The organism is Pseudomonas sp. MF08817 (genome assembly GCF_059862705.1).
In genome coordinates this window covers 80,173-92,735 of the sequence record NZ_JCBCUY010000004.1, presented here as the reverse complement: position 1 = coordinate 92,735, position 12,563 = coordinate 80,173, and the positions used below count along the sequence as shown (strand labels likewise).

General features: G+C 64.7%; 11 protein-coding genes. 9 read left to right on the top strand and 2 right to left on the bottom strand.

The features are described from left to right. Window positions 1-142: 142 nt before the first annotated feature. Both AC19YR_RS04050 and AC19YR_RS04045 read right to left on the bottom strand, forming a co-directional pair. Window positions 143-907 (bottom strand): TOBE domain-containing protein, encoded by a 765-nt coding sequence (locus tag AC19YR_RS04050; RefSeq protein WP_095108924.1) that lies wholly within the window; start codon window positions 905-907, stop codon window positions 143-145. A gap of 62 nt (window positions 908-969) precedes the next feature. Further along, complete coding sequence (locus AC19YR_RS04045; protein ID WP_500597271.1) at window positions 970-1,710, bottom strand: ComFC family protein; 741 nt, start codon at window positions 1,708-1,710, stop codon at window positions 970-972. A 90-nt stretch (window positions 1,711-1,800) separates the two neighbouring features. Between AC19YR_RS04045 and bioB the strand changes: the two genes are divergently transcribed. The 9 genes from bioB (at window position 1,801) to AC19YR_RS04000 (ending at window position 12,239) form a co-directional block, all read left to right on the top strand. Next, window positions 1,801-2,856 carry a biotin synthase BioB gene (gene bioB, locus AC19YR_RS04040; RefSeq protein WP_095108926.1) on the top strand — a complete coding sequence of 352 codons (1,056 nt, stop codon included), beginning with the start codon at window positions 1,801-1,803 and terminating at the stop codon, window positions 2,854-2,856. Window positions 2,857-2,935: 79 nt separating this feature from the next. Beyond that, window positions 2,936-4,114, top strand: coding sequence for an 8-amino-7-oxononanoate synthase (bioF, locus tag AC19YR_RS04035; protein ID WP_095108927.1), 1,179 nt, complete (start codon window positions 2,936-2,938; stop codon window positions 4,112-4,114). Continuing rightward, window positions 4,107-4,838 carry an alpha/beta fold hydrolase gene (locus AC19YR_RS04030; protein WP_500597269.1) on the top strand — a complete coding sequence of 244 codons (732 nt, stop codon included), beginning with the start codon at window positions 4,107-4,109 and terminating at the stop codon, window positions 4,836-4,838. Before bioF ends, AC19YR_RS04030 begins: the two co-directional genes overlap by 8 nt. After that, on the top strand, window positions 4,831-5,643 hold the full coding sequence (bioC, locus tag AC19YR_RS04025) for a malonyl-ACP O-methyltransferase BioC (RefSeq protein ID WP_500597268.1): 813 nt from the start codon (window positions 4,831-4,833) through the stop codon (window positions 5,641-5,643). Before AC19YR_RS04030 ends, bioC begins: the two co-directional genes overlap by 8 nt. Continuing rightward, window positions 5,640-6,320, top strand: coding sequence for a dethiobiotin synthase (bioD, locus tag AC19YR_RS04020; protein WP_095108930.1), 681 nt, complete (start codon window positions 5,640-5,642; stop codon window positions 6,318-6,320). The genes bioC and bioD overlap by 4 nt, the downstream gene beginning before the upstream one ends. A 118-nt stretch (window positions 6,321-6,438) precedes the next feature. Next, on the top strand, window positions 6,439-6,705 hold the full coding sequence (locus AC19YR_RS04015; RefSeq protein WP_095108931.1) for a pyrroloquinoline quinone biosynthesis protein PqqE: 267 nt from the start codon (window positions 6,439-6,441) through the stop codon (window positions 6,703-6,705). A gap of 251 nt (window positions 6,706-6,956) precedes the next feature. Further along, complete coding sequence (locus AC19YR_RS04010; RefSeq protein WP_095108932.1) at window positions 6,957-8,762, top strand: phenylacyl-CoA dehydrogenase; 1,806 nt, start codon at window positions 6,957-6,959, stop codon at window positions 8,760-8,762. A 300-nt stretch (window positions 8,763-9,062) separates the two neighbouring features. After that, on the top strand, window positions 9,063-10,352 hold the full coding sequence (locus AC19YR_RS04005; RefSeq protein WP_095108933.1) for a GGDEF domain-containing protein: 1,290 nt from the start codon (window positions 9,063-9,065) through the stop codon (window positions 10,350-10,352). Window positions 10,353-10,442: 90 nt separating this feature from the next. Further along, window positions 10,443-12,239 (top strand): acyl-CoA dehydrogenase C-terminal domain-containing protein, encoded by a 1,797-nt coding sequence (locus AC19YR_RS04000; protein WP_500597265.1) that lies wholly within the window; start codon window positions 10,443-10,445, stop codon window positions 12,237-12,239. Window positions 12,240-12,563: the final 324 nt, after the last annotated feature.

The following is a 12,563-nucleotide window of genomic DNA, read 5'->3' as shown; positions in this document are numbered from 1 at the left end:
TTCCTTTGGCGGACGAATCTCGTATGAGGTATCGGGCGCGCTCGGGGCGGCCGCGGGCGACACCTTAGAGAGCCGCGCTTAGAGAGTCTAAGACTGATTGGATTGGTTGATATGCAATTTGGTTATTGAGTGCCGCCAAGGTTTACAGCGGCGTGCCCAGCAACACAAGGGAAGGGGCGAATTGCACTTGCACCGGTTTGCCCGCCACCAGGGCCAGCTCGCGCAATTGCTCGGCCTCGGCCAGGGCACAGAGGGTTTGGCCGTTGGGCAGGGCGATGCGCACTTCGCTGGGGCCGCCCTCGGCGTCGAGGATCTCATCGATCAGGCCCAGCAGGCAGTTGTGCCCAGCGATGGGGGCCTGGTCGGCGCCCAGCAATTGCAGCCACCCGGCCTTGATGAGGGCCACCACCTGGGTGCCAACGTGCAGTTCCAGGCGTTGGGTGCTGTCGCGGGTGATCTGCGCCTGGATGGTCAAGCCGGCAGCCAGTTCCAGGCTAATCAGGTCGTTGCGGCCCTGGCTGTCGATGCGCTGGACCTTGCCATGCAACTGGTTGCGCGCGCTGGTGCGCAGCATCAGGCGCCCGAGCAGGTCGAGGTCGCTGGCGTCCTCGGCCGCTTCCAGCACCTGAGCCTGCAAGGCTTGCAAACGCTGATACAGGCGCAGCACCCGCAGCCCTTCTTCGGACAACCGCGCACCGCCGCCGCCCTTGCCGCCGACGCTGCGTTCCACCAGGGGCTTATGGGCCAGGTTGTTGAGTTCGTCGATGGCGTCCCAAGCCGCCTTGTAGCTCAGGCCAGCGCTTTTCGCGGCGCGGGTGATCGAGCCCTGGTCGGCGATGTGCTGCAACAGGGCAATGCGCTGCGGGCGGCGGACGAAATGTTGGGACAGCGGTGACGGTACGGGCATGGCGGCGTGCTACTAACGGCTGGAGTGAGGGGACGTTGGCCGCTTGGCGCTTGAGAGTCAAGTCAGCGCGGGCCTTCGGGCTTGGGCGTGCGGGCCAGGCAATACACATCGACCCGCGCCGCGCCGCCCGCCCGCAGCAGGCGCGCCAGGTTGTGGGCGGTGGCGCCGGTGGTCAACACGTCGTCCACTAGGGCCAAGTGGCGGCCGTGCACCTGGGCCTCGGGCGCCAGGGCAAAGGCGCGGCGCAGGTTACGTTGCCGGGCCTTGGCCGACAGCCCTTGCTGGGTGGGCGTCTCCAGCGGGCGCAGGAGCCAGTGCGGCTGCTCGGGGATGTGCAGGCGTTCGCTCAACCATCGCGCCAGCAGGGCGGACTGGTTGAAGCCGCGCTCGCGCAGGCGCCGGGCGGCCAGCGGCACGGGTAGCAGCAGGTCGGGGCGGGGCAGGCCTTCATCGAAGCGATAGCGCAGGAGTTGGCTGAGAAGTTCGGCCATCATGCGGCCATATGGCCAGTTTGCCTGGTGCTTGAAACGGCTCACCAGGCTGTCCACCGGGAAGCCGTAGGCCCAAGGCGCAACGACTTGTTGGAATGCGGGAGGTCGCTTCAGGCATTGGCCGCAGGTCAGGCCCGCCATGGCCAATGGCAGGGCGCAGCGCAGGCAGTGATCGCCCAACCACGGCAGCTCGCTCTCGCACGGCGTGCAAATGGCTTGAGGCGTACCGGTGGATTCATCGCAAAGCAAACAGGATTGGTTTCTTTTTAACCAGATGTAAACCTGGTGTTTGTCGCGTGGTTGACAGCGCATGGCTCTTCCTTAACTATGCCGAACATCCGTGTCACGACTGTGGGTATCGCCGCCCGGTCGTCTGCCCAGCATAAACAAGGAAATCCGCCGATGAGCGCCAGCATCACCGCCAAACTGCGTCACGATTGGTCTTTGGCCGAAGTCAAGGCGCTGTTCGTTCAGCCCTTCAACGACCTCTTGTTCCAGGCGCAAACGGTGCATCGCGCGCATTTCGACGCCAACCGCGTGCAGGTTTCCACCCTGCTGTCGATCAAAACCGGCGCCTGCCCGGAAGACTGCAAGTACTGCCCACAGTCCGGCCACTACAACACCGGGCTGGAAAAAGAAAAGCTGATGCAAGTGCAGCAGGTCCTCGAAGAAGCGGCCCGGGCCAAGGCCATCGGCTCGACGCGTTTTTGCATGGGCGCGGCGTGGAAGCACCCGTCCGCCAAGGACATGCCCTACGTGCTGCAAATGGTCCAGGGCGTCAAGGCCATGGGCCTGGAAACCTGCATGACCCTGGGCCGCCTCGACCAGGAACAGACCGAGGCGCTGGCCCAGGCCGGGCTGGATTACTACAACCACAACCTCGACACCTCGCCGGATTTCTACGCCAACATCATCACCACCCGCACTTACAGCGAGCGCCTGCAAACCCTGGCCTACGTGCGTGATTCGGGCATGAAAATCTGCTCCGGCGGCATCCTGGGCATGGGCGAGTCGCTGGACGACCGCGCCAACCTGCTGATCCAACTGGCCAACCTGCCACAGCACCCGGAATCGGTGCCGATCAACATGCTGGTCAAGGTTGCGGGCACGCCCCTGGAAAACGCCGAGGATGTCGACCCGTTCGACTTCATCCGCATGCTGGCCGTGGCGCGCATCCTCATGCCCCAATCCCACGTGCGCCTGTCGGCCGGGCGCGAGGCGATGAACGATCAGATGCAGGCCCTGGCGTTTTTTGCGGGCGCCAACTCGATTTTCTACGGCGACAAACTGCTCACCACCGCCAACCCCCAGGCCGACAAGGACATGCAACTGTTCGCGCGCCTGGGCATCGCCCCCGAAGCCCGCGAAGAGCACGCCGACGAAGTGCACCAAGCTGCCATCGAACAAGCGCTGGTGGAGCAAAAGAGCAGTGAGCTGTTCTACAACGCGGCGCTCTGACCGGCCCGAAACAACGGTGGGCGCGAACCGGCGCCCACCGCTTGATTGCTTCCTGCTTTGATCCCCTTTCGAGGCCCCCATGCCCTTCGATCTTCCCGCACGCCTGGCCGCTCGGCGCGCCGCTAACCTCTACCGCCAGCGTCCGCTGCTGGACAGCCCGCAAGGGCCACAGGTGGTGGTCGATGGCCAGCCCTTACTGGCGTTCTGCAATAACGACTACCTGGGCCTGGCCAATCACCCGCAAGTGATCCAAGCCTGGCGCGCCGGGGCCGAGCGCTGGGGCGTGGGCGGCGCAGCGTCGCATCTGGTGGTCGGCCATGCGGGCCCGCACCACGCGCTGGAAGAAGCCCTGGCCGAATTCACCGGGCGGGCGCGGGCGCTGCTGTTCACCACCGGCTACATGGCCAACCTCGGGGCGGTGACTGCGCTAGTGGGGCAGGGCGACACGGTGCTGGAAGACCGCCTCAACCACGCCTCCCTACTGGATGCCGGGTTACTGTCCGGGGCGCGTTTCAACCGCTATCTGCACAACGACGCGGCCAGCCTGGCCAAGCGCCTGGAGCGCGCCACGGGCAATACCCTGGTGGTCACCGATGGCGTATTCAGCATGGACGGCAATTTGGCCGACCTGCCGGCCCTGGCCCGCGAAGCCCGGGCCAAGGGCGCGTGGCTGATGGTGGACGACGCCCATGGCTTCGGCCCGTTGGGCGCCACGGGCGGCGGTATCGTCGAGCATTTTGGCCTGGGCGCGGAAGAGGTGCCGGTGCTGGTCGGCACCCTGGGCAAGGCGTTCGGCACCGCCGGGGCGTTCGTTGCCGGCAGCGATGACCTGATCGAAAGCCTGATCCAGTTCGCCCGGCCTTACATCTATACCACCAGCCAACCGCCGGCCTTGGCCTGTGCCACCCTCAAGAGCCTGGAGCTGCTGCGCAGCGAACATTGGCGGCGCGAGCACTTGAACGGCCTGATCCGCCAGTTCCGCCGGGGCGCCGAGCAGATCGGCCTGCAACTGATGGACAGCTTCACGCCGATCCAGCCGATCCTGGTGGGCGACAGCGCCCGTGCCGTGCGCCTGTCTCAGCGCTTGCGCGAGCGAGGCCTGATGGTCACCGCGATCCGCCCGCCCACCGTGCCGGCCGGCAGCGCCCGGTTGCGCGTGACCCTGACCGCCGCCCACAGCGAGGCGCAGGTACAGCTACTGTTAAATGCACTGGCCGACTGCTTTGCCGAACCTGGACCGGAGCCTACTGATGCGTGATCGACTGATTCTGCTGCCGGGCTGGGGCCTGGGCGTCTCGCCGCTGGAACCCTTGGCGGCGGCGCTGCGGGGCCTGGACGAACACCTGCGGGTGGAGATCGAGCCGCTGCCGGCGCTGTTGTCCGGCGACCCCGAGGAGTGGCTCGACGAACTTGACGCCAGCCTGCCCGATGATGCCTGGCTCGGCGGCTGGTCCCTGGGCGGCATGCTTGCCTCGGCCCTGGCGGCGCGCCGTGGCGAGCGCTGCTGCGGCTTGCTGACCCTGGCCAGCAACCCGAGTTTTGTCGCCCACGAGCACTGGCCCAGCGCCATGCCGGGCGAAACCTTCGACGCCTTCCTCAGCGGTTGCGCCAGCGACCCGCGCCAGACCCTCAAACGCTTCAGCCTGCTGTGCGCGCAAGGCGCCGAAGACGCCCGAGGCCTGGCGCGGCTGATGCTGGCGGCCGCGCCGGCCACCGCGCCCGACGTGTTGTTGGCAGGCCTGGAGTTGTTGGCGCAACTGGATACCCGCCAAGCCCTGCAAGCCTATCGCGGCCCGCAGTTGCACCTGTTCGCCGGCCTCGACGCGTTGGTGCCCGCCGAAGCCGCCGGTGACCTGCTGGCGTTGCTGCCGGATATAGAGGTGGGTCTGATCGAACAGGCCAGCCACGGTTTCTTGTTGGAAGACCCCCATGGAGTGGCGGGTGCGATCCAAGCGTTTTTGCATGAGTGTGCCGATGACTGATTTAGCCTTGCCGCGCCTGAGCGCCGTGTTGCCCGACAAACGTCAGGTGGCGGCCTCGTTTTCCCGGGCGGCGGCCACTTACGACAGCGTCGCCCAGTTGCAACGCGGGGTGGGCGACGCCTTACTGCAACGCCTGCCCCAGGGCTTGCGCCCGGGGCGCTGGCTCGACCTGGGCTGCGGCACCGGCCATTTCAGCCGCGCCCTGGCCCGGCGTTTTACCGGCAGCGAAGGGGTGGCGCTGGATATCGCCGAAGGCATGCTCAACCACGCGCGGCCTTTGGGCGGCGCGGCGCATTTTGTCGCCGGGGATGCTGAGCGCTTGCCGTTGCAGGCCGGGAGCTGCGACCTGGTGTTCTCTAGCCTGGCGGTGCAATGGTGCGCCGACTTCGCCACGGTGCTCAGCGAAGCGCGGCGGGTACTGAAGCCGGGCGGCGTGCTGGCCTTCGCCAGCCTGTGTAGCGGCACCTTGGCCGAGTTGCGCGACAGTTGGGCGGCGGTAGACGGCCAGGTGCACGTCAACCGCTTCCGCGAACGGGGCGACTACCAACGCCTGTGCGCGGCCAGTGGCTTGCGGGTCGTCAGCCTGCAGGTGCGGGCGCAGGTGCTGCATTACCCCCACGTGCGCAGCCTGACCCACGAACTCAAGGCCCTCGGTGCCCACAACCTCAACCCGGGGCGCCCGGGCGGGCTGACCGGGCGGGCGCGCCTGCTCGGCTTGATCCAGGCCTATGAGCAGTTCCGCCAGCCCCAGGGCTTGCCCGCGACTTACCAAGTGGTCTACGCCGTGCTGGAGAACCCCTTATGAGCGCCGCTTACTTCATCACCGGCACCGACACCGATGTCGGCAAGACCACCATCGCCGCCGGCCTGCTGTACGCCGCGCGGTCGGCGGGGCTGAGCACCGCGGCGGGCAAACCGGTGGCCTCCGGGTGCGAGGTGACGGCCAAGGGCCTGCGCAACGCCGATGCCCTGGCGCTGCTGGCCGAATGCACGCTGGCGCTTGCCTACGAGCAGGTGAACCCGGTGGCGTTTGCGCCGGCCATCGCCCCGCACCTGGCGGCGCGCGAAGCCGGCGTGGCGTTGACGGTGCAATCGTTGCTGGGGCCGATGCGCGACATCCTCGCCCTGCAGGCCGATTTCACCCTGATCGAAGGCGCCGGTGGTTGGCGCGTGCCGTTGGCGGGCCAGGACAACCTGTCGGACCTGGCCATGGCCCTAGGCTTGCCAGTGATTTTGGTGGTGGGCGTGCGCCTGGGCTGCATCAGCCATGCCCTGCTCAGCGCCGAAGCCATCGCCCGCGATGGCCTGCAACTGGCCGGTTGGGTGGCCAACATCATCGACCCCAATACCTCGCGGCTGGAAGAAAACCTCGCCACCCTGGCCGAACGCCTGCCGGCGCCGTGCCTTGGGCGGGTGCCGACCCTCAAGGTGGCCAGTGCCCAAGCCGTGGCCGAACACCTGCAACTGGACCTGCTGGATTAGCCACGGGGAAGATTTTGCCTATGGTGGCGCCCCGTGCCATTAGTGTTATTGACGGGCCTTTTGCCGGTGACTCTGCTTCAATGATGGCTGTTTGCCCTTTTAAGGATTGAGTGCTCCCATGAATATCTCCGGGAATACCGCGTTTTATTCCGGCGTCAGCGCCATCCAGACCGGCTTGAACCGCGTCGATCAGGCGGCCGGCCAGATCGCCGGCCAAAGCGTCGACCGCACGCCTGCTGGCTTTCAGGTCGATCGCGCGCAGCAATCAGACATGGCCAGCGACCTGGTGGACATGGCCCAAGGCAAGATCCAGGCAGAACTGGGCGTAAAAGTCGCCAAGGCCTCCGACGAAGTGCTCGGCACCCTGATCGACACTTACGCTTAAGCCCTTCCCCCGACCCTGACGCGGCGTTGCCCGTGTCAGGCGTATAGCTTCGCCTTTATCCCTCTGAAATATTTTGCGGCATTCGCTGCAGGCAACTGTGTGCCCGTGTGTGCGGCGAGCCTAGACGAATGGCGCATCCACGATGCTTGACAAGGTTTGGTCGTAAACGTATGTTTCAAACAACTGTTTGACCGTTACAACAAATCCATACGGTCGTTCATCCCCGGTTACATCAGCAGAGGTTTATCGCTATGCCTGACTACAAGGCCCCCTTGCGTGATATTCGCTTCGTTCGTGACGAACTGCTCGGCTACGAAGCGCATTATCAGAGCCTTCCGGCTTGCCAGGACGCTACCCCCGACATGGTTAACGCCATCCTCGAGGAAGGCGCCAAGTTTTGTGAACAGGTGCTGGCACCGCTGAACCGCGTGGGCGACCTGGAAGGTTGCACCTGGAGCGAGTCAGGCGTGAAGACGCCGACCGGCTTCAAGGAAGCCTACAAGCAATTCGTCGAAGGCGGCTGGCCGAGCCTGGCCCATGACGTCGAGCACGGTGGCCAGGGTCTGCCTGAGTCCCTGGGCCTGGCGGTCAGCGAAATGGTCGGCGAGTCGAACTGGTCGTGGGGCATGTACCCAGGCCTGTCCCACGGCGCGATGAACACCATCTCCGAGCACGGTACGCCTGAGCAGCAAGAGGCCTACCTGACCAAGCTGGTTTCCGGCGAATGGACCGGCACCATGTGCCTGACCGAACCGCACTGCGGCACCGACCTGGGCATGCTGCGCACCAAGGCCGAACCTCAGGCCGACGGCTCCTACAAAGTCACCGGCACCAAGATCTTCATCTCGGCCGGCGAACACGACATGGCCGACAACATCGTCCACATCGTCCTGGCTCGCCTGCCCGATGCACCGGCCGGCACCAAAGGCATTTCCCTGTTCATCGTTCCCAAGTTCATGCCTAACGCCGATGGCAGCATCGGTGCGCGCAACGCAGTCACCTGCGGTTCCCTGGAACACAAGATGGGCATCCACGGCAACGCCACCTGCGTGATGAACTTCGACGCGGCCACCGGTTTCCTCATCGGCCCGGCGAACAAAGGCCTGAACTGCATGTTCACCTTCATGAACACCGCACGCCTGGGCACCGCGCTGCAAGGCCTGGCCCACGCCGAAATCGGCTTCCAGGGCGGCCTGAAATACGCCCGCGATCGCCTGCAAATGCGCTCCCTGACCGGCCCTAAAGCGCCGGACAAAGCCGCTGACCCGATCATCGTGCACCCCGATGTACGCCGCATGCTGTTGACCATGAAGGCATTCGCCGAAGGCAACCGCGCGATGGTGTACTTCACCGCCAAGCAAGTGGACATCGTCAAATACGGCGTCGACGAAGAAGAGAAGAAGAAAGCCGACGCACTGCTGGCTTTCATGACTCCGATCGCCAAGGCCTTCATGACCGAAGTCGGTTTTGAGTCCGCCAACCACGGCGTGCAGATCTATGGCGGCCACGGTTTTATCGCCGAATGGGGCATGGAGCAGAACGTTCGCGACAGCCGCATTTCCATGCTGTACGAAGGCACCACCGGCATCCAGGCACTCGACCTGCTGGGCCGTAAAGTGCTGATGACCCAGGGCGAAGCGCTCAAAGGCTTCACCAAGATCGTGCACAAGTTCTGCCAGACCAACGAAGGCAACGAAGCCGTCCAGGAATTCGTCACGCCGCTGGCTGCACTGAACAAAGAGTGGGGCGAGTTGACCATGAAGGTCGGCATGGCCGCGATGAAAGACCGCGAAGAAGTCGGTGCCGCCTCGGTGGATTACCTGATGTACTCCGGTTACGCCTGCCTGGCCTACTTCTGGGCCGACATGGCACGCCTGGCGGCGGAAAAACTGGCGGCCGGCACCAGCGAAGAGGCGTTCTACACCGCCAAGCTGCAAACCGCGCGCTTCTACTTCCAGCGCATCCTGCCGCGTACCCGTACCCACGTGGCCACCATGCTGTCGGGCGCCAACAACCTGATGGACATGAAAGAAGAGGACTTCGCACTGGGCTACTAAGCCCCGGCGAATTCACCTCTAGCGCCGCCGCCCCCTCGGGAGCGGCGGCCTGCACCCCGCGAGAGCCTGGCTTTCGCGGGGTGTTTTTTTTGCGGCGCGGTCAGGCTCGGGCAGCGGCTCGCCACCGCGTTTTTTGGCGCCCGCCATGTGCCCCAAAAAAACTTGACCTAAACACTCAGGGATTCGCCACGGCGGCCGTTAACGTGATGGCAATGTGCTGTGTGTCACATTGCCTGTGCTTAACTGCCAAAGAAGCAGGCACAATGCCATCTATCTAACCGACGAGTCGGAGCTTTACCCTTGCCGCGTTCTTCCGCTGTACGTTTGAGTCATTTCGTCCCTTCTTTAGTACTGCTGCTGACCGGGCTTGCGGCCGCCTACGTCAAGGAACTCAACGTCTTCTTCACCTCGCTGTTCAACGTGTTGCCGACCCTGGTGCTGTTGCTCGGCGGTGCGTACTGCGCGGTTTACCGACGCCAGCGCGAACTGTTTCTGATGGTCACGGTGTACATCGCCTACTTCCTGCTGGACACCCAGACCGACTACTTCCGCGATAACGGCGTGGTACGTGCGGATGCGGCGGTGGTGTTCCACCTGTGTTGCCTGTTGCTGCCGCTGTTGTATGGCCTGTTCGCCGCATGGCAGGAGCGCACGCACCTGTTCCAGGACATGGTGGCGCGGTTCGCGGTGTTGCTGGTGTTCGGCAGCGTGGCCCTGAGCCTGGAGCAGAGTTACCCCGAGGCGTTGCTCAATTGGCTGGCGGAGATCCGTTGGCCGGCGCTGCACGGCGCGTGGATGAGCCTGATCCAGTTGTCGTACCCGGTGTTCCTCGCCGCGTTCGTGTTGCTAGGCGTGCAGTATTGGCGCCATCCGCGGCCGTTGCACGCGGCGCAATTGGTGGGCCTGCTGGGGTTGTTTTGGATGCTGCCCAAAACCTTCATCCTGCCGTTCACCCTGAACATCCTGTGCAGCCAGGTGATGTTGATGATCGCCGCCGCAGTGGCCCACGAGGCCTACCAAATGGCCTTTCGCGATGAGCTGACCGGCCTGCCGGGGCGGCGCGCCCTCAACGAGCGTTTGCAGCGCTTGGGCCGCAACTACGTGCTGGCGATGAGCGACGTCGACCACTTCAAGAAATTCAACGACACCCACGGCCACGACGTTGGCGACCAGGTGCTGCGCCTGGTGGCCAGCAAACTGTCGAAGATCGGCGGCGGCGGGCGCGCGTACCGCTATGGCGGCGAAGAGTTCGCCCTGGTGTTCGCCGGCAAGACCCTGGAGGAATGCCTGCCGCACCTGGAGGTGATCCGCGAAGCCATCGCCACCTACAACATCCACCTGCGCAACCCCGACAGCCGCCCCCAGGACGACCAACAGGGCCGCCAGCGTCGCGCCGGTGCGGCGGCGACCACCGTGGCGGTGACGGTCAGCATCGGTGCCGCCGAGCGCCAGGAGCAACGCACCCCCGAAGAGGTGCTCAAATCCGCCGACCAGGCGCTGTACAGCGCCAAGGGCGCGGGCCGCAATTGCGTCATGGCGTTCGGCCAGGCGCGGCGCGGGGCGGTGCGCATGGACGAAGCTGCGGGTTGAGTGATGATGGCGCATTCAGCGCCCGCACGGTGATTGTCGGGTGCGGTAGGCGGCAGTAGGTTGGAGCGATCTGCCGCCGGAGAAACCACCATGCCCGAGTACAAAGCTCCCCTGCGCGACATGCGCTTTCTGATCGACCACGTGTTTGATTTCCACGCCAACTACGCCGCGTTGGGGGCCACGGACGCCAGCCCGGACATGGTCGATGCAATCCTCGAAGAGGGCGCCAAGTTCTGCGAAAACGTGCTGGCGCCGCTCAACCGCAGCGGCGACGAAGAGGGCTGCCACTTCGACAACGGCGTCGTCACCACGCCCCAGGGCTTCAAACAGGCGTTCGCCCAGTACGTCGAGGGCGGCTGGCATGGCCTGGCGGCGGACCCGGCCTACGGCGGCCAGGGCTTGCCCCATTCCTTGGGGCTGGTCATCAGCGAAATGGTCGGCTCCAGCAACACCTCCTGGGGCATGTACCCGGGCCTGACCCACGGCGCGATGTCGGCGATCCACGCCCACGGCACCGAGGCGCAAAAACAGCTGTACCTGAACAAACTCACCGCCGGCCAATGGACCGGCACCATGTGCCTGACCGAAGCCCATTGCGGCACCGACCTGGGCATCATCAAGACCCGCGCCGTGCCCCAGGCCGACGGCAGCTACGCGGTGTCCGGCAGCAAGATTTTCATCTCTGCCGGTGAGCACGACCTGAGCGACAACATCATCCACCTGGTGCTGGCTAAGCTGCCGGACGCGCCGGCCGGCACCAAGGGTATTTCCCTGTTCATCGTGCCCAAGTTCCTGCCCGATGCGGCGGGCGAGGCGGGGGCGCGCAATGGCGTGAGCTGCGGCTCGATCGAACACAAAATGGGCATCAAGGCTTCGGCCACCTGCGTGCTGAACTTCGACGAGGCCCAGGGCTTTCTGATCGGCGAGGCCAACAAGGGCCTCAACTGCATGTTCACCATGATGAACCACGCTCGCCTGGGCACCGGCATGCAGGGCTTGTGCCTGGGGGAAGCGAGCTTCCAGGGTGCGATCAAGTACGCCAACGAGCGCCTGCAAATGCGCGCGCTGACCGGCCCCAAGGCGCCAGATAAGAGCGCCGACCCGATCATCGTCCACCCCGACGTGCGGCGCATGCTGCTGACCATGAAAGCCTTCAACGAAGGCAACCGCGCCCTGACCTACTTCACCGCGCAACTGCTGGACGTGGCCCACCTGGGCGCGGACGAGGCACAACGCCAGGACGCCGAAGACCTGCTGGCGTTTCTCACGCCGATTTGCAAGGCGTTCATGACCGAAACCGGGCTGGAAGTGACCAACCACGGCATGCAGGTGTTTGGCGGCCACGGTTTCATCCGCGAATGGGGCATGGAGCAACTGGTGCGCGATTGCCGTATCGCGCCGATCTACGAAGGCACCAACGGCATCCAGGCCCTGGACTTGCTGGGGCGCAAGGTGCTGGGCAGCCAGGGCAAATTGCTGCGCGGCTTCACCAAAATCGTGCATAAGTTCTGCGAAGCCAACAGCGGCCACCCGCAGTTGGGTGCCTATGTCGCTCAGCTCAATGGCCTGAACCAGCAGTGGGGCGAATTGACCACGAAGGTCGGCATGGCCGCGATGAAAAACCCTGACGAAGTGGGCGCCGCCGCCCTGGATTACCTGATGTACAGCGGCTACATCATCCTCGCCTACCTGTGGCTGCGCATGGCCCTGGTGGCCCAGGCGCAATTGAACGAGGGCAGCGGTGTCGGCGATTACTGCCAGGGCAAACTGGCAACGTGCGAGTTCTACTTCAAGCGCCTGCTGCCACGCACCGCCGCCCATCGCGCCGCCATCGAAGCGGGCAGCGATTGCCTGATGAAACTGCCGGCGGGGTTGTTTGCGCTGTGAGAGGAACGGTGTGAGCGTGCCGCGCGGGGCTCCGCTCGTCCGCGATAGCATTGGCTCAACCAGCACTGATGTTGGATATGCCGCCGCCATCGCGGGCGAGCCCGCTCCCACCGTTGAACTGTGGTGTGGGTGAGGTTTTCATTTTTTCTCTGTGGGAGCGAGCCTGCTCGCGATGGCGGCACGCAGTGGCGGTGATGAGTGGTAGGGGTAACACAGTTGCTCCCACAGCGCGGTTTCCCTTCTTTTTTGGTGACCAAAAATAACAAATAAGTCACGAGGCGACCCTATGTGTCGCAAAAGTTGTTCGGGTACACTCGGGGCCTT